The following is a 20040-nucleotide window of genomic DNA, read 5'->3' on the forward strand; positions in this document are numbered from 1 at the left end:
GTTCGATGACGCGCTTGCGCATCGAGTCGACGATGGCGGCGTCGTGCGTCGCCATCACCACGGTGGTGCCCGTGCGGTTGATGCGGTCGACACCCGCCAGCAGGGCGCTCTCGTCGTTGAGCGAGGTGTCCCCGGTGGCCCCGGCGGCGCCCAGCAGGGCGCCCCGGGCGTCGCGGATGAACACGCCGCCGGGGACGCTGAGCAGCCGTCCCTGGGCCAGGGCCGCGACCGAGGTGAAGAACTCGGGGGAGGACTCCGCGCGGGCGGCGATCGCCCGGTTGTTCATCCCGAGCCCGAGGACGCCCCAGGCCTTGGCCACGGCGAGGTCCGGTCGGAGCAGACCCGAGCCGTCCTGACGGGCCAGGGCGACGAGGACGCCGCCCGGGTCGAGGACGGCGACGGTCAGCGGCTGGAGGTCGTGCGCGGCCGCGTACTTCACGGCTCCGTCGATCAGTCCCTGAGCCTGCTCCAGAGTGATGGCCACCGGGCGCATTCCCTTCGTTCGGGTCTCCCGAGGGGAGACGTCGGCGTCGTGCCGCCCACGGAGGTCCGAGGACCCCCGTGCGGTCCTCGGGCACCGGGTGCTCGGCCCGGAGCCCCGAGGAATGTGACGGCCACCACACGAGGCTAATGCATGCTAAATCAGTAGTGAATGTGGGAATACGCCTGATTCGCCCTCCGGAAAGCGGGCTGCCTTCGTGGGAAGCTCCAGGGCCGGTGGTCCGCTGCTTCCCACCAGCACCAACAGGCACACCAGTCCCACACTCAGGGTGTGCTGAGCGCACGCACGGGTTCCTCGGTGCGGGCGTCGTAGCGCTCGCGCGCCTCGGTGATCTCGTCCATGTGCTCCTCGGCCCACGAGCGGATGGCGCCCATGAGCACGCCCAGGTTCCGGCCGAGCGGCGTCAGCGAGTACTCCACCTGGGGCGGGGTCGTGGGGAACACCCGGCGGTCCACGAGTCCGGCGCGCTCCAGGTCGCGCAGGGTCCGGGTGAGCATCTTCTGCGTGATGCCGTCCAGACGGCGGCGCAGCGCCCCGAAGCGCATGGGTCCGCCCGAGAGCGCGCCCACGACGAGGCACACCCACTTGCTGGACAGCAGGTCGAGGACGTTGCGGGACGCGCAGTCGCGCAGGTAGGCGTCCGCGCCTCCGTGTTCTCTCAGATCAGGAGTGGTATGCATGGGGTACCTAGCAGACTTTGAGGTGCCTTCTATACAACTGATACCTTATCCGGAATGCTCGGGGGCATGACAGAGCAGATGCGCGTCGTTCAGCAACGCGAACTCGGCGGCCCCGAGGTCCTGGAGATCGCCCGGGTACCGGTTCCCGAACCCTCCCCCGGCCGAATCCAGGTGCGGGTCCACGCCGCGGGCCTCAACCCCGTCGACTGGAAGGTGCGGCGGGACGGCTACTGGTTCACGCTCCCGTTCGCCCAGGGATGGGACGTCTCCGGCGTGGTCACCGCCGTCCCGCCGGGCTCGAACCGGTTCGCGGTCGGCGACGAGGTCTACGGCATGCCGAACTTCCCAGACGCGGCCGGAGCCCACGCCGACTACGTGACCGCGTCCCCCCGCCACCTCGCCCGCAAGCCCGCCGGCCTCGACCACGTCCAGGCCGCCGCCCTGCCGCTGGCGGGGCTCACCGCGTGGCAGGCGCTCGTCGACACCGCGAAGGTGGAGCGGGGGCAGCGTGTCCTCGTCCACGCCGCCGCGGGCGGAGTCGGGCACCTGGCGGTCCAGATCGCCAAGGCCCGCGGCGCCCACGTCATCGGCACGGCCAGCGCGGCCAAGCACGGGACGCTGCGGGAACTGGGCGCCGACGAGCTCGTCGACTACACCTGCGCCGACTTCGCCGAGACCGTCCGCGACGTCGACGTGGTCCTCGACGGCATCGGCGGCGACTACACGGAGCGCTCGCTGCGCACACTGCGGCCGGGCGGGATCTACGTCGGACTGACGAACCCCTTCGACCAGGACCGGATCGAGGAGTCCGCCGCCGCCGCGGGCGTGCGCGGCACCACGCTCGTCGTCGAGGCCGACCACACGGGGCTGGAGGAGATGGCCGCGCTGGCGGACGCGGGGAGGCTCCGCCCGGTCGTGAGCGAGACCTTCCCGCTGGAGGAGGTCGCCAAGGCGCACGAGCAGGGCCAGGCGGGGCGCACCACGGGCAAGATCGTCCTCACCCTCGTCTGACCCCGGGGAGACGGAGGGCCGGACACACCGACGCCCCGCGCGCCCGTCCCTGGGGACGGTCCGCTCGGGGCGTCGGCGCCCCGTCCGCGCTCAGGAGTGCACGAGCGGCGTGTCCACCAGGTGTTCGGCGAGGAACCAGGCCTGGAGCTCGTTGGTGCGGATGACGTCGGAGACCAGCACGTCGTTGGTGCCGTCGTCCCCGTTCTCCTGGCACCGGGCGGCCGCGTCGTGGCAGTCCTCCAGGATGGTCTCGTGCGCCTCCAACAGGCGGGACAGCATCGCCGGGACCTCCTCCACGCCGTTGGGCGGGCGCGGGATGTTGGTGATCTCGGCGACGTGCCGCGGATCCCCGATGGCCACGCCGCCGAGGGTCTGGACGCGCTCGGCCATGGTGTCCACGAGCGAGGTCTGCTCACCGGCGTGCTTGTCCATCAACAGGTGCAGCTGGTAGAAGGTGTGCCCGCGCATCAGCCAGTGGTGCTTCTTGTAGAGCGCGTGCAGGATCTGCGTGTCCGCGAGCACCTGGTTGAGCCGCTGGCACGAGTACATGCGCGTGTTGTAGGACATGCCCACCGGGAGCTGGCGGACGGTGCCGAACTCCTGGATCTCGTTCCCCTTCTGGTGCAGCCACGGCTGGCTGCTCCGGGGTTTGGGCGTCGCGCTCGCGCGCTCTTGGGTGGTCACGGCTGGATTCCCCCTCCGGATCGGGTCGCTCGGAGCGCGTACGGACGCGCTCCGCCTGCCAGTCTCGGACACGGACCGTCGCCGGAGGAGAAAACACACACCATCCCGAGGCAAGGCTTTGCCGCCGTCGGGGCCGCTCAGGCGGTGTCGAACCGGACCGGCAGCGCGAACAGGCCGTGCATGATCGGGCTCGGCCACCAGCGCAGCTCCTCCACGGGCACGGCGAGCCGCAGCCCGGGCAGCCGGTCCAGGACCGCCTCGACCGCCACGCGCACCTCCATCCGCGCCAGTCGCGCGCCGACGCAGAAGTGCGCCCCGTGCCCGAAGGTCAGGTGCGACTCCCCGCGCCCGGGGTCGAAGGCGTCCGGGTCGTCGTAGCGCTCGGGGTCGCGGCCCGCCGACAGCAGCGACACCAGCACGGGTTCCCCCGCTTCGAGCGCGACCCCGGCGACGGTCGTCGCGGCCCGGGGGAAGCGCCAGGTCGCGTTCTGGAGCGGGCTCTCCATCCGCAGCGCCTCCTCGATGGCCGGACCGACCAGGTCGCGGTCCTCACGCAGCCGCTCCAGCTGCTCCGGGTCGCGCAGCAGGATCAGGAACAGGTTGCCGATCAGCGCCGCGGTGGTCTCGTGTCCCGCCACCAGCAGCAGGAAGGCGGTGGAGGTGACCTCGTCGCGGGTGAGGCGGCCCTCCCGGTGCGCCTCGACCAGGTCCCCGAGCAGGTCGTCGGAGGGGGTGGCGAGCCGGACGTCGACCAGGTGGGCGAGGTAGTCGTCGAACCAGTCCGTGACGGCCGCGACCGCCGCGACCTCCTCCGGCCCGGAGGAGTCGAGCACCGCGGCGCGGCGGTGGAACTCGGCCCGGTCCTCGGGCGGGACGCCGAGGATGTCGCAGATGATCGCGATCGGCAGCGGGTAGGCCAGGTCCCGCACCAGGTCGGGATCGGGGACGGCGGTGATCCGGTCCACCAGGTCGGCCGTGACGCGCTCGGCGCTCTCCACCAGGGTCCGGACCCGGCGCGGGGTGAAGGCGCCCCCGGCCACCCTGCGCAGGCGCGCGTGGTCGTCGCCGTCGACGTTGACCATGCTGCGCACGAGGCTGGGCCGGTGGTCGAACGGCAGGCCCATCCCGGACCTGCGCCACACCTCGTTGGCCCGTGCCGGGTCCTTGAGCATGTCGGGGTCGGCCAGGACCGCGCGGACGTCGTCATGACGGGTGACCAGCCACGCCCAGGCCCCGCCGGGCAGCTCGACCCGGTGCGCGGGGGAGTGCTCGCGCAACCATCGGTAGGCGGGGTGCGGGTCCGCGTCGAAGGCCGGACCGTGCAGGGGAGGGGGTGTGGAGGCGGACATGCCCTACCTTTCGTGCCGAATGGGGATCCCACCGTCCTACCCCGCGTCCACGGAGGGCGAACCGTCCTCAACGCGTGATGGCGCACGCGGTCTCCAGGACGAACCGGGGCCAGGGCCGGTGGGGGTCGTGACCGGTCAGCTCGCGGACCCGGCGCAGCCGGTACCGGAGCGTCTGGGGGTGCACGTGCAGGGCGTCGGCCGCCGTCGTCGCCGCTCCGCCGCGAAAGTACGCGCGCAGCGTCTCCAGCAGGTGGGCGTGGCCGTCCGACAGCAGCGGTCCCAGAACCGTGCGCCGGACCGTCTCCGGCGTGGTCGGGCCGCCGTTGAGCAGGGCCAGGACGCACGCGTCGGCCTCCCCGAGCGGGCCGCCACCGCCGAACGCGTGCGGGGGAGCGGTCTCCACGGCGCCGTCGGCCAGGCGGTAGGCGGCCGACATGTCGGTGAGCGCGCGCGGCTCCAGGACACAGGCGCGCCAGGGGCGGTCCCCCAGCACCCCGGACACCCGCACGGCGGTCTCGGGCGGCAGCAGCAGCACCACCCGTCCCGACCGTGTGGTCGCCAGCGCGTCGGGACGGCCGACCGCCTCGACGAGGTCCATCGCCGCCGACACCGCGCCGCCCCGGGGCGGGTGCTCCTCGCCCGGGCCGGGGTCGGCCACCACCAGGACGCCGGGGTCGGGAGGGGTGAGGCCGAGGGTGCGGGCCCGGTCGCGGATCGCGCCGAGCGAGGCCTGGCGGCCGATGAGCAGGTCGTCGAGGAACGTCCGGCGGGCCCTCGCGACGTCGGCGTCCAGCTGGCGGGCCGCCTCGGCGTGCCCCGCCGCCAGCTGCTCGGAGATCTGGTCGAGGGAGGTCAGCCACAGTTCGCTCAGAGCGAACACGTCCGCCGCCGTCACGCGGTCCCCGGCCCTGTCGGACATGAGGCGGACCGCGGCGGCCGATCCCACCCGGTGCGCCCGGACCACGGCCCCGATCGAGCGTCCGTCCGCCGCCCGCGCGCGGCCGATGGCCCGCAGCCGCTCCAGGTCCTCGGGGGGCAGGCGCACGCACCCGTCCGCCCACAGCTCCAGCGAACGCGTCACCAGCCACCCGGCGATCGCGCGGACCTCCGTGAGCTGGGATCCGTGCAGCCCCCGGTAGGCGGGCACCTCCGCGTACACCTCGGCGACGATCCGGTCGACCAGGGCCGCGCGGTCCCTGGACAGTTCGGCGCTGACGCGGGCGCGCCGCTCGCGGCCCATCGGCCCACCTCCCCTCCGGGAGCGACCAGCGTAGCGGTCGGCGGCGGGAGCGTCGGTAAAAAGCCCGTGCGGCGGCGGGGCGGCTTCAGGCGGTGATCCGCGCCGACGTGGCAGTATGCGATCAGGGCGTGTCCGCCACACACGCCCCACGGCACGGGGGTGCCGGCGGTGGAGACGAGGACGGGTCGGCCCGACGGGGGGATGAGGCGAGATGACGGTTCCCGACGTTACTCTGGGTAACGGCGTGCGCATGCCGCAGTTGGGCTTCGGCGTGTGGCAGGTGTCCGACGACGCGGTCGTCGACGCCGTGACGACCGCTCTGGAGGCGGGGTACCGCAGCATCGACACGGCCGCCGCCTACGGCAACGAGCGGGGGGTGGGCGAGGCGCTGAGCCGGTCGGAACTCGACCGCGAGGACGTGTTCGTCACCTCCAAGCTGGCCAACCCCGACCAGGGCTACGACCGCACCCTGCGGGCGTTCGACGCGACCCTGGAACGCATGCGCCTGGAGGTGCTGGACCTGTACCTCATCCACTGGCCGCTGCCCCGACGGGACATGTACGTGTCGACGTGGAAGGCGCTGGAGCGGCTCTACGCCGACGGCCGGGTCCGCGCCATCGGCGTGTGCAACTTCCAGGCGCCGCACCTGGAACGCGTCATGGAGGAGGGCGGCATCACGCCCATGGTCAACCAGATCGAACTGCACCCGCTGCTCATCCAGCGGGCGATGCGCGAGTTCGACGCCAAGCACAACATCATCACCGAGGCCTGGAGCCCCCTCGGCCAGGGCAAGCTCCTCGACCACCCGACGGTCGTCGCGATCGCCGAACAGCTCCAGCGCACCCCGGCCCAGGTGCTGCTGCGCTGGCACATCCAGCTCGGCAACGTGGTCATCCCCAAGTCGGTGACCCCCGAGCGGATCCGCTCCAACTTCCGGATCTTCGACTTCGAGCTCTCCGAGGCGGACATGGACCGCGTCACCGGGCTCGACGCGGGCAGCAGGTTCGGCCCCGACCCCGACGAGTTCGACGGCGAGTAGGCGCCCGCCCCGGACGCGGTCGCCCAGCCTCGCTAGGACCCGCGCAGGTCGCGGCGCTTGCGCGCTCCGGCCAGCACGGCCTCGGGGCCCCTGCGGCGGATGCGGCCGACGTAGACGGCGCCCCCGACGAAGATCGCGGCGAACAGCGCCAGCGCGGCGACGAGGGCGGCGGCGGACAGCAGGAAAGTGATCGACATGCGCTCATCGTAGCCGCACGTCCGGCGGCGTCCCCCAAGGGGAGCGCCCGTGCCGGACCGGCCCGCGGCGGGCGCCACGTGAACGATGGGAGAACGCCGATGGACCGGACACCGCACCAACTCGTCAATCCGCTGTCTCTGGCCGAACCCGTGGGCTTCTCCCACGCCCTCGTGGTCACCCCCGGCCGTACCGTCCACGTGGGCGGGCAGACCGCCCAGCGCCCCGACGGGGGGATCGTCGGCGACACGGTGGTGCAGCAGTTCGACCACGCGCTCGCCAACATGGTCGAGGCCCTGCGCGCGGCCGGGGCCGAGCCCGTGCACGTGGTCACCATGTGCGTGTACACCACGGCCGTGTCCGCCTACCGGGTCAACCTGGCGACCCTGGGCTCGGTCTACCGCCGCCACATGGGCCGCTACTACCCGCCGATGGCGGTGGTGGGCGTGACCGAGCTGTTGCAGGCCGAGGCCCTCGTGGAGCTCGTCTGCACCGCCGTGATCCCCAACGCCGGCGACACCGCCCTCCTGGAGGCGGCCGAGACGCGGGAACTGGTCGAGGAGGTCGAGGACAGTCTGGTGGCGACCCCCTTCGTCTCCGGGGTGCCCGACCGGGCGTAGGGCGGGTGTGCGACGGTGTAACCACACCGGTGGGTATACTCCCGATCCAGCGTCACCACCGCCACGGAGCCGGAGGAGCACCCCCATGACCGCCACCGCCCCCGCGACCCGACCGCTCACCCCCGCGGCCCGCAGGATCCTGGAGGTCGCGAGCGAGCTGTTCTACACGCGGGGCATCAACACGGTCGGCATGGAGTTGGTCGCCGAACGGGCCAGCGTCACCAAGAAGACCATCTACGACCGCTTCGGCTCCAAACAGGAGCTGGTCGTGGCCTATCTCCGCACCCGGGACGACCGCTGGCGGGGCTACGTCACCGACCACCTGGAGCGCGCCGCGACACCCAGAGCGCGGGTGCTCGCCACCTTCGACGCCCTGCACGCGTGGATGGGCGAGGAGAACCCGCGCGGCTGCGCCATGCTCAACGCCTACACCGAACTGTCCGACCCCGGGCACCCGGGCAGGGCCGTGGCCGAGGGGCAGAAGCGCTGGCTGCGCGGCCTGCTCGCGGAGTTCGTCGCCGAGGCGGGCGTGGCCGACCCCGACGTCCTCGCCCACCCCCTCGCCATGCTGCACGAGGGGGCGGTCGTGGCGCGCGGCGTCCTCGGTGAGACCGGGGCGGCCCTGACCGCGCGCGCCGCCGCCGAGACCCTCATGGCCGCGCACGGCGTCACCGGCGACGTCCCGGCGGCCGTCGCACCGGCCTCGGCGGCGGTCACGGCCTCCTAGGTCCGTCCGGGTCTACTGGTAGCCGAGGCGCGAGAGTTCGACGGCGGCGACCGCGTTCACGTCCCCGTACTCCTCGCGGGAGAGCCGGTCGCGCCACCGACCCGCGCCCCAGTCCCGCTCGTCCATCAGCTCCGTGGCGGACACGCGCGCACCGGTGAACTCGCGCAGGCGGCGCGCGGTCGCGATCTCCCCGCCCCGGACGTCCTCGTAGCGCACGGTCAGGAGCTGGTCCGCGCCGATCTCCCGGCGCAGCCGCGCGTGCACGCGCACCGCTCCCCGCCACCGCATCGCGCACTTGGCGGCGTCGGAGCCGTCCCGGAACGTCTCCAGGTCCGACTCCTCCTCCAGGCCGAAGAAGTGGTTGGGGAACTCGTGGTCGATCGACATGAGTCCGGGCTTGAGCCAGGACAGGGCGCGTTCGTCGTCGAGCATGCCCGCGACCACGTCCCGGCCGTCCCTGATGACCTGTACGAACAGGGCGTCGGGAAAGGCCGCGTACAGGGCCTGCGCGCAGAACAGCAGGTCGGGGCTGGCGTCGCCGTACCGCTGGGCGTCGGCGCTGTGCTCGCACGGTTCGGCGGAGGCGTTGGCCGGGACGCGCGCGTACGGGCCGGGGCAGCGGGGGCACGTCAGGGGGGTGAGCTGCCAGGCCTCGGCGTAGGCCTCGCGCAGCAGGCTCGCCGTCCCCGACACCTTCTCCTGGGCCAGGGACGGGCGGCGGGCCACGGCGTAGACGGCGTTGAGCACGCCGGAGGATCCGGCGACGACGTGGAACCCCGGGGCGCGGGAGAGGGCGCGGGCGACGCCGGAGACCCCGGAGTGGGGGGCGCCCAGGACGAAGACGGGGCGCCGCACCGTGGTCCGGTTGACCACGAGGATGTAGGACGACTGCTTCATGACTGTGTCGATTTTCGCACCCTTCGCCCGTCTCGTGTGCATCGGCGGGGTATTTCGCCCCCGCGTCCCACGGGTTCCCCGAGGCTACGGGGTCCGCGCGACCCGCGTGCGCTCCGAGGGCAACTCCGGAGGCAAGGAGCGTCAAAGTCGCTGTAACAATGGGGCATGGCCTCCACCACCACGGATCCCGCACCGCTCGCCGACCCCGAGGGCTTCGAGCGCGCCGCCGACCTGCTGGCCTCCGCCGGACGCGTCACCGTGCTCACGGGCGCGGGCGTGTCCACCGACTCCGGCATCCCCGACTACCGGGGACCGAACGGGCTGTGGACCAAGGACCCCGCTGCGGAGGCCCTGGCCGACTTCGACACCTACATGGGCGACGTGGACGTGCGCCGACAGGTGTGGCTCCGGCGCCGGGCCCACCACGTGTGGACGGCGGAGCCCAACGCCGCGCACCGCGCCTTCGCCGACCTCGACGCCACCGGGCGGCTCCGCGCGCTCATCACCCAGAACATCGACGGACTGCACCAGCGCGGAGGAGTGCCCGCCGACCGGGTGATCGAGGTGCACGGGACCATGCTGTGGGTGGTGTGCACCGCCTGCGGGCTGCGCACGCCCAGCCCGCAGGTCCTGGCGCGGCTCGACGAGGAGTCCGACCCCCGGTGCCCGAAGTGCGGCGGCATCCAGAAGTCCGACACCATCTCCTTCGGCCAGCGGCTGAACCCGGACGTCATCGAGGAGGCGGCCAGGGCCGCCCGCGAGTGCGACGTGTTCGTGGCCGTGGGGACGTCGCTGACCGTGCACCCCGCGGCCGGGCTGTGCGACGTGGCGATGATGGCCAGGGCGAGCCTGGTCGTCGTCAACGCCGAGCCGACCCCCTACGACGACTTCGCCGGCGCGGTCCTGCGCGACCCCATCGGCACGGTCATCCCCGCCCTCGTGCGCCGGGTGACGGAGGCCGCCCGGAGTTGACGCCGCTCTCGGGCGCGGGGACCGGCCGCTGGACGTTCCAGCCCGGTCCGTCGCTGCCGCCGGAGTTCTGCCGGTCGGCCGCCGGGGAGCGCCCGGCGCCCCTGGTGCCGGACTGATCGTCGGTGCGCCGGGTGGCGTGCTTCGGCTCGCGCTTGCGCTTGGCGGCCTTCTTTCCGGACTTCCTGGCAGCCTTCGGCTTCGGTTCGCCGGGCTCGGGCTTGCTGGCCGTGCGCTTCCGTGCGCCGGGTTCGTGTCCGTCGCCCTCGCGTTCGCGGCGCTCGCGTTCGCCTCGTTCGCCCTCGTCCGCCGCACGCTTCTGTTCGGTCGTGTCGGCGGCACCGTCCGTATCCGGGGCGTCGGCGTCCTTGACCAGTGCGCGGACCCTGTCGAGCGCCCCGCCGGGAACGTGCGGCGCCAGCGCCCGCAGGACCGGCTCCACGGACTCCGCGCGCAGGCGGGGACCGGTCACGACGGACTCCACGCCCGCGAGAAACTCGTCGACGATCTCCGGAAGAGAGGTGCGCAGGGCCGAGCCCTCCGGTATGAGGGCCAGGTCCTCCACCGCCTGGGTGAGCACCAGCAGTTCGCGGCGGCCCAGGGAGTTCGTGGACAGCAGCCGCAGGTAGGCGATGAGGCGCCGGTCGGGGTCGGCCGTCGCGGGTTCGAAGCGCAGCCGCATGATCTCGTGCGGTTCGGACCAGATCCCGTCGCCCTCCTCGTGCCGGAACCAGGTGCCCATGTCGGTGGAGACGTGGCGTAGATAGGGGAGCAGCCCGAGCGTGAACCGCGCCGCCGTCCCGTTGACCCGCAGCGCCGTCGATCGGAGGAGGCGGGAGGTGAGCGCGTCGAAGGGCAGGGTGATGCCGTACGGGTCGATGACGTCGACCCGGGCCTCCCGGCTCACCAGCAGTTCGAACCCCACGCACTCGCCCACGTCCACGGGGGAGCCGTCCTCCAGCCCGATCACGGTGACCGGGCCGTTCTCGCTCCAGCCGTCGAGGTGGCGCGCGCGCAGGGTGGACAGGACGCTGAACCACTCCGCGCCGGGCAGGGTCCGCCACAGGGTGCTCCTGCCCTGGAGGGCCTGGTCGGGCTCGGCGGCGTCGGGGAACAGCTCGCGGGCGTCCACGGGGTCCTCGCGCACGAGGCACAGCAGGATCACCAGGTTGCTGGTGTAGTTGGCCTCCCGCTGGGTCAGGGGCAGCCGCACGGGTTCGTAGTCGGTGTGGGAGCGGTTGGGGGCCGGGAACGGGGCTTCCTGGAACAGTTCGACGAGCAGGTCCCCGTACTCCTCGCGAAGGTCCGGATCCTCCGTGAGGTGACGCTGGAGCAGCTCCCGGAGGAAGTCCACGACCCGGTCGCGCCCCCCGTAGCTGGCGAAGGACGACAGGGCGTACAGCTCCCCGTCGTCGGGGCGCACGACCCGGCCCCGGCGGCGGGACGAGCGCGCCCGGGACTCCGCCGCCTCCTCCAGCGCGGTGACCAACGCCCGTGCCACGAGGTACTCGCCGAAGGTGGAGTGCAGGAACTCGAACACGCTCGCCGGTCCGTCCGCGGCCTTGGCCCGCGACTCGTGGACGAAGAAGAACCGCCCCAGCACCTGGGCTGCCGGGTCGATCCCCCCGTGCAGGTCGGCGTCGGAGGGACGAACGGCCGCGTCCGGCATGAGCACGGCCAGGTCCCGGCCCAGTTCGTCGGCGCTCACGCTCTGCCTGCGGCGGGTGAACATCGCCAGGGCCGCGACCTCCAGCCGCCGGAGCTCGTCCTCCACGGCCTCCTCGAAGGCCTCCGGGCTCAGCCCCGACTGGTGCTTGTGCACCTCGCGTCGGGCGAACATCCGCAGTAGGCGCTCGTACAGCTCCGTGTTGGACAACGTCTCCGAGACGTGGCGCAGCGCGTTGCCCTCGGCGTCGTAGATGAGCAGCATCAACAGCAGCAGCGGCTGTTCGGCCAGCTCCCGGTACCGGACCAGGGTCCGCGGGGTGAGCGGCTCCACCCCGGACCCGGTGAGGGCGCGGGCGTTGGCGCGGTTCCAGACCTCCACCATCCGGGCGATCCGCGCGTCGTCGAAGGGCTCCAGACGCATCACCATGGTGCCGTCGGGGAAGCGGGCGCGGTCGGCCACCACGGTGCGGCTGGTGACGATCACCGCCACCGGGTGGCCCATCGCCTCCTGCTGCTGCTGGAACTCCTGGACCCGCTCCAGGTAGTCGGAGCGGTCGACACCGGTCGCCTGGAGGAGTTCGTCGAAGCCGTCGAGGATGACCACCGGCAGCGCGCCGTCGGCCGAGTCGGCCAACTCCCGCCAGGACACCCGGGTGTGCAGCGCGGCGGCCAGACCGTCCTCGATCTGCACGTGGATGGGGGCGTTGGGCTGGACCGAGCGCAGCTCCACCCGTACGGGGAGGAAGTCGGCGGTGGGCAGGCGGGCCGCCAGCATCTCGGTGAACTTGGACTTTCCCGCGCCGGGGTGGCCGAGGATGACCGTGGGGACCTCGGTGGCGAGCGGGTGGACGAGGTGGGCGGCGATGACCGGCTGGAGATCGTCGAGCACCGGCAGCCGCGCCCACCACTCCTCGTTGGAGGGGGAGCCCGAGTGCACCGCGTGCGCGGCGCGTCCGCGCGGGGCGATGTAGGCGTCCTCCAGCGGGGGCAGCACGAGGCCGGGAGGGGCGTCGTCGGAGCGCAGTACCGGCTGGCGCAGCACCGCCTGGTACCCGGCGGCCAGTTCCCGGCGCCGCGTGTCCACGTCCCGGTGGGAGCTGATCTCCTCCAACCGCCGCCGCAGGTCGCTCAGGCCCGCGCCGAGGGTTCCGCGCGTGCGATCGTGCTCGTGCAGGTGCGCCCACATCCCGAACTCGGGCACGTCGGCGGACAGACGCCGGTAGGACTCCGCGTACCGTTCGGCGGCGCGTTCGGGGACCAGGAGCCGCAACCCGTCGACCACCTCGTCCGCCGCGGAGGCGCCGTCGACCTCCTCCGCGGCGGCGAGTGCGGCCAGCGCGGGGGTGAAGTCCCTGAGCAGGAAGTCCTGGAAGAAGCGGGGAGCCCAGCCGGACCCCAGGGACAGGGCGGGGGCGGAGCCCGCGTGGGCGAGGACGCGGTCCATCAGCTCGGCCTGTTCGGCCTTGGTGAGCTTCAGGTCGGCGAGGTTGAAGGGGGCGTCCAGCTCCTCCAGCGACTCCTCCACCGCCTCGAAGAACGCCACGGTCACCAGGATCTGGTGCGCGGCCTCGATCCGCTCGGTGCGCGACATCCGGCTGCGCCCACGCAGCTTGTCGCCGATGTCCTCGATGGCCTGGCGGCCCCGGCTCACCAACATCCCGCGCACGCCGAACAGGTCCGGAACCCCCAGGAGCCCCAGGCCGCCGTCGGTGAGCCTCTCCGCGAAGTCGAGGACCTGTGAGTCGTTCTCGCCGAGCACCTTCAGGGCGTCGGCGTAGGTGATCTGTCGGGCCAAGGGGGCGCCGCCTTTCTCGCTGTGGCAGGACACGACCGGACCCGGTGCCGTGTCCGGCACCGGGTCCGCAGGTCAATGGGGGTCGAGGGTCGGGCGTTCTCGTTCTCGGGGACGGTGTGACGTCCCGGCTAGGGCAGCTGCCAGTTCACCGGTTCGGCGCCCAGTTCCTGGAGCATGGCGTTGGTCCGGCTGAAGGGCTTGGAACCGAAGAAGCCGCTGCGTGCCGACAGCGGGCTCGGGTGCGCGGACTCCACGCACGGCACACCCGGCATCATCGGGCGCAGGTTGCGCGCGTCCCGGCCCCACAGGATGGCCACCAGCGGCTTGCCGCGCTCGGCCAGTGCCCGGATGGCCTGCTCGGTCACGGCCTCCCAGCCCTTGCCGCGGTGCGACCCGGCCTTGCCCGGCGCGACCGTCAGCACCCTGTTGAGCAGCAGCACGCCCTGCTCGGTCCACGGGGTGAGGTCGCCGTTGGAGGGCATGGGCGCGCCGATGTCCTCCTGCATCTCCTTGTAGATGTTGCGCAGACTCGCTGGCAGGCGCACGTCCGGCGCCACCGAGAAGCTCAGCCCCACCGGGTTCCCCGGGGTGGGGTAGGGGTCCTGGCCGACGATGAGCACGCGCACGTCGTCGAACGGCTGCTGGAAGGCGCGCAGGACGTGCTCCCCGGCGGGCAGGTACGTCCGGCCCTCCGCGACCTCCTGACGCAGGAAGTCGCCCATCGCGGCGATCTGCGGGGCGACCGGCTCCAGAGCCTTCGCCCAACCGCTGTCCATGATTTCGTTCAGATCCCTGCTCGACATGGCCAGAACACTAGCGGCAGACGGCGACAACCACGTCCGCTTCGGGCGATCCGGAGTCCGGGGTGGAGCCCGGGTGTGGAACCCGTCCCCGCCCGGCGGTCAAGCCCCGGGAGGCAGATGACCACATCCGGCCACGGGTCGCTCACGGTGCGGCACGGGCGATAACTTGGAGTCGCTGTCGCCACACCGGGAGCACGAGGCTCCACTGGGACTAGCGACAGGACGAGGTGAATCGACACGTGCGCGTCCGCCGCCTGGGGCTGCACGTCCCCGAACCCGCGGATCCACAGCCGTCCCGGTGCCGCCCGCCGTCCCGGCGCGGGTCGCCCCCCTCAGTCTAGGAAGGCCGCACGGGCCGACGTCAGCGCCCGCCCGTGACCACCTTCCCCGATCTCACCGCGCGAGCCCTCACCGCGCCGTCGCCGCGTTCCAGCCACCTCGCCCGACGGTGCCCGGACGCGGGAACCCCGCGTCCTCCTGCTCGGTGATCCACCCCAGCACGGTTCGCCCGCCACCACGGGCCGGCCGTCGCCCCTGACCACGTCGCCCCGCGCCCACGTCCGCGTCCGCGGCGTCGTGTTCCTCGCCCTTGTGCCCGCTGGCCGAAAGTGCGCGAACAACAGGAGGCGCCACCATGGTATCTTCCGTCCCCACGATCACCATGGCCGAATTCGAGGCCATTCCGTTCACCGTCAACTGCTCGGTCGTCTACGACAAAGGAGAACACCTCCTCGTCGGGGCGAGCCCGGGAAACGGATATTTCACCCGCGACCGCGTCGCCGCGCTCCTCAGGTGGGCGCGGCGCCGATTCGACTCGGTCGACGTCGTCTACGCCGACCGGGAGGTCGACGCGATGTTCGTCGCGCTCGGGTACGACCCGGACCGGGCGCGCCGACGCGCCACCAAGGACATCCGTGCCCTGCGCAGACGCATCCTCCAGGGGATCGAGCTCTCCGGCTCGGACGCGCGGTGCACGGCGCTGTCGGAGTTCGAGGGCGATTCCGCCTACCTCTCCCTGCGCGCCGACGTGGAACGGGCGATGCGGACCGATCCGGAATTCACGGAGGTCTGCCAGAAAACGATCCGCCGATTCCTTCTTCCCCGTTCCGGGGAAAAAGGTCCCACCGACGCGCAGATGGAGGCGGGAATGCGCTATCTGGCGCGCGAGGTCCCGTTCTTCGTCGACACTCCCGCCATTCTCGGCGTCGGCTCCTCCGTGAGCTGCTACCACGTCGAGATGCCCCTGACCCCGCTCCTCTTCACCCGGACCAGCGGCCTGCGCGCCGCCGACTCCCAGGCCTACGCCACCGTCCGACCCCTGCTCGACAAGGAAGTCCACTGATGACCATCGACCTCACCTTCCCCCTGTCCCGGGACGGGCGCACCGTGCCCGTGGAGTGCTCGTGGCTGCGCGAGCACCGGCCCGTCGCCAGGGTCCGCACCATGACCGGCGATCCGGCGTGGCTCGTGAGCACCCACGCGCTGGCCACCGCCGTTCTGGAGGACGAGCGGTTCAGCCTCAGGGAGACCTCCCGGCCCGGGGTGCCGCGGCAGTACGCGTTGACCATCCCGCCCGAGGTGGTCAACAACATGGGCAACATCAACAGCGCCGGGCTGCGCGGCGCGGTCATGAAGGCGCTGCGCCCCACCGAGACGCTGGGCGGGTGGATGCTCGCCGAGGCGCACGCGCTGATCAACGGGCTCGTCGGACAGGGGCCGCCCGCCGACCTGCGCGACGGGTTCGCCGACCCCTTCTCCGCCGCCCTGCACTGCAAGATCATCGGCGTCCCCGTCGGGGACTGGCGGAGGCTGATGCAGGGCGTCGACATGGCGTTCCTGACCAGCCCGACCCCCTTCGAGGGCGCGGGGGCCAACTGGGACAAGGACCACGGCTACATGCTCGACCAGCTGCGCTCCGGTCCCGGGCACGGGCTGCTCGGCTGGTTCGCGGAGCTGCGCGACACCGAGGACGTCGACGACGAGCTGCTGGCCACGGTCGCCGTGTCGCTGTTCGGCGCGGGCGCGGTGAGCACCTCGGCCTTCCTCCTGCACGCCATCCTCGCCCTCGCCGAGCGCCCCGAGTTGGTCCGGCGGCTGCACGAGGACCCCAAGGACGTGCCCAAGGCGGTCGACGAGTTCATGCGGTACAACCTCTCGATCGGCGACGCCCTGCCCCGCATCGCCACCGAGGACGTGCGGCTCGACGACACCCTCGTCCGCGCGGGCGAACTCGTGTTGGTCCTGGTCGAGGGAGCCAACCACGACCCGGCGGTGTTCGACCACCCCGAGGTGATCGACATCGACCGGCCGACCAACCCGCACCTGGCCTTCGGCGGCGGGCGGCACTACTGCCCGGCGTCGGCGCTGGGGCGCGCCCACGCCGAGGCCGCCCTGACGGCGCTGGTCGCCCGGCTGCCCGAGCTGCGGCTGGCCGTGCCCGCCGACCAGTTGGCCTGGCGACCCGGGTTCATCAAGCGGCTGCCCGAACGGCTGCCGGTGCTGTGGTGACCCCGGTCCGCCGACGACACCGGGTCCGGACCGGGCTCCGGTGACGTGACCCGCCCCCGTGGTCGCGGACGGGCCGTCGGACGACGGCGGCCACGGGGGATCCCCGTCGCGGGGGTCCGTGCTCCGGACCGGCCCCCTTCGGGTACGGATCCCCTCGCGGGGCTAACCGAAGGACCTGAGTTCAGCGGCGGCCTCGCTCAGGTAGTCGTGGACCGCTCGTTCGGGAACGCGGTAGGAGCGCCCCACGCGTATCGCGGGAAGAACCCCGGAATGGACCATCCGGTAGACCGTCATCTTCGACACCCGCATGATCGTGGCGACCTCCGCGACGGTGAGGAAACGTACCTCGTCCAGTCGACGGCGGGACGCACCTCTCGGTGCCAGCGAGGGGACCCGATCGTCCAGAGCCAGTATCTGGGCCGCGAAGGTGTTCACCCATTCGCGCGTGTCGCTGTCGGGCTCGTGGCCGCTCTCCTCCAGAGCCTCCATGACGGCCTCGGTGTCCAGAGGACGGTGCAGAGTCAGTACTTCCACTCCGACGGGCCTTCCCGCCGCGGAGTAGTCCACGACGAACGACCCGTGGTCGGAACTCCTGGACACGGGAGCGTCGGAGAGCGTGAGGTAGCCCGCGTCCGCTTCCTGGTCGATCGTCACGTTTCTGGGTGCCGCCATGGAGATCACGATACTTCCACCACCGTTTTCAGCACAGGGTCCGACGTACCCCAGCTCGTGTCCTTGACCGCCACGTAGATCTTTCGGCCGTCGCCCGTACGTCCGTACAGCTTGTAGGAGTAGTTCTCGGGATCGTGCTCCTCCTTGAGGGGGCGTGTCAGCGCTGCGAGGACGTCGTCCTCTGTTATGCGTCGACGCCGCATCCTCTCCAACAGGTGTCCGGTGAAGCGTGGCGGCATCTATGTCTCCGCCTCCAACACGATGTCGAGGACGCGAATCGCGTGCTTGCCTCTCGACTCGACGGCGATGGTCCAGGCTCCGGTTTCGTCTATCACCACACGCAGAGTGTGTGCCCAGATGGGTGCCTGGGCAGAGGGGCCCACGCCGATGATTCCGCTCATGGTGAGAGCCGCCGTTCCGGAGGGGCGGATGACCTCCAGCTGGAGTTGGCTTCCTGAGGTGCCCTGGCTCGTGGGTTCCACATGCGCGAAGACCACACCCAGCTCCACCCCGATGGGCAGATACCCGACGGGCAGCACGCGTAGTGCGGGATCGCTGACGGAGAGGACATCGTTCTCCGCAACGACCTCTCGGCCGAGAAGGAAGAGGTAATCCTTCGCCTCGGTGGGAACCGCGCAGTGTCGCATGGAACTGAGACTAGGTCTCCGGGACAGTCCGGCGCAGGGGAATCCCGATTCCGCTCTGGTATCCCACCAGGCCTTCCGGTCCTGCCTACGTCCGGGCGCGGGCATCCCACCGTCGTAGGGGCACGCGGATGCGCTCCGTCACGGAGTGATCGCGAAGCCGCCCCCGTGACCCGTCACGGGGGCGGCGTGCCGCATCGTTGGTGTGGCTACTCCGCGCGCCAGCCGCCCTGGCGGTCGGCCAGGTTGAGTGCGGTGGTCACCAGCGGCACGTGGCTGAACGCCTGCGGGAAGTTGCCCACCTGCCGCCCGGTGTGCGGGTCGTACTCCTCGGCGAGCAGCCCCAGGTCGTTGCGCAGCGACAGCAACCGCTCGAACAGCTCCTTGGCCTCGTCCTGGCGTCCGATCGACAGCAGGGCGTTGGCCATCCAGAAGCTGCACGCCAGGAAGGCGCCCTCGTCGCCGGGCAGCTTGTCGGCGGAGGTCTCCAGGTCGGTGCGGTACCGCAGCACGAACCCGTCGACCATGAGGTCCTTGCGGATCGCCTCGATGGTGCCGATGACGCGCGGGTCGTCGTAGGGCAGGAACCCCACCTCGGGGATGAGCAGCAGCGCCGCGTCCAGCTCCTTGCCGCCGTAGTACTGGGTGAAGGTGTTGCGGTGCGGGTCGTAGCCGTACTCGCACACCTCGGCGTGGATCGTGTCGCGCAGGGACCGCCACCGCTCGATCGGTCCCTCCTTGCCGAACTCCTCGATGCTGCGCACCGCCCGGTCGGCGGCCACCCACGCCATGACCTTGGAGTGCACGAAGTGCTGACGCGGCCCGCGCACCTCCCACAGTCCCTCGTCGGGTTCGTCCCAGCACCATTCGAGGTAGTTGACCAGCGACCGCTGGAGCCCCCACAGGTACTCGCCGCCGCGGATGTTGGACCGGCGGGCCAGGTGCAGCACGTCCATGACCTCGCCGTACACGTCGAGCTGGTACTGTCCGACCGCCGCGTTGCCGATCCGCACCGGCCGCGACGCCTCGTACCCCGGCAGCCAGTCGGCCTCCCACTCGGTGAGCCGCCGCTCTCCGCGGATGCCGTACATGATCTGCATCAGCTGGGGTTCACCCGCCACGGCCCGGACCAGCCACTCACGCCAGGCGAGCGCCTCGTCCTTGTACCCGGAGCGGATCAGCGCCTCCAGCGTGATGGTGGCGTCACGCAGCCAGCAGTAGCGGTAGTCCCAGTTGCGGACCCCGCCGATCTCCTCGGGCAGGGAGGTCGTGGGGGCGGCCACGATCCCGCCGGTCGGCTGGTAGGTCAGCGCCTTGAGCACGATGAGGGACCGCACGACCGCCTCGCGGTAGGGCCCGTCGTAGCTGCACTGGTCGACCCACTTCTCCCAGAACCGCGCGGTGCGGGACAGGGCCTTCTCCGCGTCCAGGTGGTCGGACTCCTCCACCTGCGAGGGGTGCCAGGTCATGACGAACGGCACGCGCTGGCCCGCCGTCACGGTGAAGGTGGCGTCGTGCGTGAAATTGTGGCCCTGGAGGGCGACGGGGGCGCTCAGCCAGATCGCGTCGGGTCCGGCGATGGCGACCAGTTCGGTTCCGGCGCGGTGCATCCACGGCACCACGTGGCCGTAGTCGAACCGGATCCGCATGGTCGTCTCCATCCGGACGGACCCGCTGATCCCCTCGACGATGCGCACGATGTGGGGTGCGCCGCCGCGCGGCGGCATGAAGTCGATGACCCGCACGCTCCCGGTGTCGGTGTCCCATTCCGACTCCAGGATCAGCGTCTCCCCCCGATACCCGCGCCGGGTGGCGTTGGGTTCGCCGTCGGCGGGCCGGAGCGCCCAACTGCCGTTCTGGTCGTCGCCCAGGAGGGCGGCGAAACAGGCGGAGGAATCGAAGTCCGGCAGACACGCCCAGTCGATGGAGCCGTCCCGCCCGACCAGAGCGGCGGTCTGCATGTCGCCGATCAGTGCGTAGTCCTCAATCCAGCCGGGCACGCGGCTCACCCCCAACGCGTCGTCTTGGTCTGTGCGG

Annotated in this window: 19 protein-coding genes and 2 pseudogenes; 7 read left to right on the forward strand and 14 right to left on the reverse strand. The window is 71.9% G+C overall.

Going from position 1 to position 20040, the window contains the following annotated elements:
- Together AB0I72_RS24300 and AB0I72_RS24305 are read right to left on the reverse strand one after the other, a co-directional pair.
- Positions 1-418: pseudogene (locus AB0I72_RS24300) on the reverse strand (heme-binding protein); the annotation flags it as partial.
- 347 nt (positions 419-765) lie between these two features.
- Positions 766-1182: a helix-turn-helix domain-containing protein gene (locus tag AB0I72_RS24305; RefSeq protein WP_358572545.1), complete on the reverse strand. Its 417-nt coding sequence runs from the start codon at positions 1180-1182 to the stop codon at positions 766-768.
- Between the two features lie 66 nt (positions 1183-1248).
- Between AB0I72_RS24305 and AB0I72_RS24310 the strand changes: the two genes are divergently transcribed.
- Positions 1249-2193 (forward strand): NADP-dependent oxidoreductase, encoded by a 945-nt coding sequence (locus AB0I72_RS24310; RefSeq protein WP_358572547.1) that lies wholly within the window; start codon positions 1249-1251, stop codon positions 2191-2193.
- A gap of 90 nt (positions 2194-2283) precedes the next feature.
- On the opposite strand, the gene AB0I72_RS24315 is transcribed toward AB0I72_RS24310, so the two are convergent.
- From AB0I72_RS24315 to AB0I72_RS24325, 3 genes are all read right to left on the reverse strand, one after another.
- Complete coding sequence (locus AB0I72_RS24315; RefSeq protein WP_358572552.1) at positions 2284-2877, reverse strand: DNA starvation/stationary phase protection protein; 594 nt, start codon at positions 2875-2877, stop codon at positions 2284-2286.
- 137 nt (positions 2878-3014) lie between these two features.
- On the reverse strand, positions 3015-4226 hold the full coding sequence (locus AB0I72_RS24320; RefSeq protein ID WP_358572554.1) for a cytochrome P450: 1212 nt from the start codon (positions 4224-4226) through the stop codon (positions 3015-3017).
- Positions 4227-4293: 67 nt separating this feature from the next.
- Positions 4294-5466, reverse strand: a complete 1173-nt coding sequence (locus AB0I72_RS24325) for a helix-turn-helix domain-containing protein (RefSeq protein WP_358572556.1) — start codon at positions 5464-5466, stop codon at positions 4294-4296.
- Positions 5467-5677: 211 nt separating this feature from the next.
- Here AB0I72_RS24325 and AB0I72_RS24330 point away from each other — a divergent pair, with 211 nt between their 5' ends.
- Entirely contained in the window at positions 5678-6505 is an 828-nt protein-coding gene (locus AB0I72_RS24330) for an aldo/keto reductase (RefSeq protein ID WP_358572558.1), read from the forward strand.
- Between the two features lie 32 nt (positions 6506-6537).
- Here the strand turns inward: AB0I72_RS24330 and AB0I72_RS24335 are convergent, their stop codons facing one another.
- On the reverse strand, positions 6538-6702 hold the full coding sequence (locus AB0I72_RS24335; protein WP_358572560.1) for a hypothetical protein: 165 nt from the start codon (positions 6700-6702) through the stop codon (positions 6538-6540).
- Positions 6703-6801: 99 nt separating this feature from the next.
- Between AB0I72_RS24335 and AB0I72_RS24340 the strand changes: the two genes are divergently transcribed.
- Both AB0I72_RS24340 and AB0I72_RS24345 read left to right on the forward strand, forming a co-directional pair.
- Positions 6802-7320 carry a RidA family protein gene (locus tag AB0I72_RS24340; protein WP_358572562.1) on the forward strand — a complete coding sequence of 173 codons (519 nt, stop codon included), beginning with the start codon at positions 6802-6804 and terminating at the stop codon, positions 7318-7320.
- A gap of 85 nt (positions 7321-7405) precedes the next feature.
- Complete coding sequence (locus tag AB0I72_RS24345; RefSeq protein ID WP_358572564.1) at positions 7406-8047, forward strand: helix-turn-helix domain-containing protein; 642 nt, start codon at positions 7406-7408, stop codon at positions 8045-8047.
- Positions 8048-8059: 12 nt separating this feature from the next.
- On the opposite strand, the gene AB0I72_RS24350 is transcribed toward AB0I72_RS24345, so the two are convergent.
- The gene (locus tag AB0I72_RS24350) at positions 8060-8944 is read right to left on the reverse strand and encodes a sulfotransferase (protein ID WP_358572566.1); all 885 of its coding nucleotides are present in this window, start codon (positions 8942-8944) and stop codon (positions 8060-8062) included.
- Positions 8945-9109: 165 nt separating this feature from the next.
- Here AB0I72_RS24350 and AB0I72_RS24355 point away from each other — a divergent pair, with 165 nt between their 5' ends.
- Entirely contained in the window at positions 9110-9916 is an 807-nt protein-coding gene (locus AB0I72_RS24355; protein WP_358572568.1) for a Sir2 family NAD-dependent protein deacetylase, read from the forward strand.
- Here the strand turns inward: AB0I72_RS24355 and AB0I72_RS24360 are convergent.
- Together AB0I72_RS24360 and AB0I72_RS24365 are read right to left on the reverse strand one after the other, a co-directional pair.
- Entirely contained in the window at positions 9870-13376 is a 3507-nt protein-coding gene (locus AB0I72_RS24360; RefSeq protein WP_358572570.1) for a hypothetical protein, read from the reverse strand. The genes AB0I72_RS24355 and AB0I72_RS24360 overlap by 47 nt on opposite strands.
- A 128-nt stretch (positions 13377-13504) precedes the next feature.
- Positions 13505-14179, reverse strand: a complete 675-nt coding sequence (locus AB0I72_RS24365; protein WP_358572572.1) for a uracil-DNA glycosylase — start codon at positions 14177-14179, stop codon at positions 13505-13507.
- Between the two features lie 634 nt (positions 14180-14813).
- Here AB0I72_RS24365 and AB0I72_RS24370 point away from each other — a divergent pair.
- Together AB0I72_RS24370 and AB0I72_RS24375 are read left to right on the forward strand one after the other, a co-directional pair.
- Positions 14814-15521: a tRNA-dependent cyclodipeptide synthase gene (locus tag AB0I72_RS24370; RefSeq protein WP_358572574.1), complete on the forward strand. Its 708-nt coding sequence runs from the start codon at positions 14814-14816 to the stop codon at positions 15519-15521.
- Positions 15521-16687 (forward strand): cytochrome P450, encoded by a 1167-nt coding sequence (locus AB0I72_RS24375; protein ID WP_358572576.1) that lies wholly within the window; start codon positions 15521-15523, stop codon positions 16685-16687. The genes AB0I72_RS24370 and AB0I72_RS24375 overlap by 1 nt, the downstream gene beginning before the upstream one ends.
- A gap of 162 nt (positions 16688-16849) precedes the next feature.
- Here the strand turns inward: AB0I72_RS24375 and AB0I72_RS24380 are convergent, their stop codons facing one another.
- The 5 genes and pseudogenes from AB0I72_RS24380 to AB0I72_RS24400 form a co-directional block, all read right to left on the reverse strand.
- A complete protein-coding gene (locus AB0I72_RS24380; RefSeq protein ID WP_358572742.1) occupies positions 16850-17041 on the reverse strand; it encodes a helix-turn-helix domain-containing protein in 192 nt (63 codons plus the stop codon).
- Positions 17042-17221: 180 nt separating this feature from the next.
- Positions 17222-17359 (reverse strand): annotated as a pseudogene (locus AB0I72_RS24385) (DUF2283 domain-containing protein); the annotation flags it as partial.
- A 5-nt stretch (positions 17360-17364) separates the two neighbouring features.
- Positions 17365-17598 carry a DUF4258 domain-containing protein gene (locus AB0I72_RS24390; RefSeq protein WP_358572578.1) on the reverse strand — a complete coding sequence of 78 codons (234 nt, stop codon included), beginning with the start codon at positions 17596-17598 and terminating at the stop codon, positions 17365-17367.
- Positions 17599-18006 carry a hypothetical protein gene (locus tag AB0I72_RS24395; RefSeq protein ID WP_358572579.1) on the reverse strand — a complete coding sequence of 136 codons (408 nt, stop codon included), beginning with the start codon at positions 18004-18006 and terminating at the stop codon, positions 17599-17601.
- Between the two features lie 206 nt (positions 18007-18212).
- Complete coding sequence (locus tag AB0I72_RS24400) at positions 18213-20018, reverse strand: glycoside hydrolase family 15 protein (RefSeq protein ID WP_358572581.1); 1806 nt, start codon at positions 20016-20018, stop codon at positions 18213-18215.
- Positions 20019-20040 lie beyond the last annotated feature (22 nt).

The sequence above is a fragment of the Nocardiopsis sp. NPDC049922 genome (assembly GCF_040660275.1).
In the GTDB taxonomy this organism is placed as follows: Bacteria; Actinomycetota; Actinomycetes; order Streptosporangiales; family Streptosporangiaceae; genus Nocardiopsis.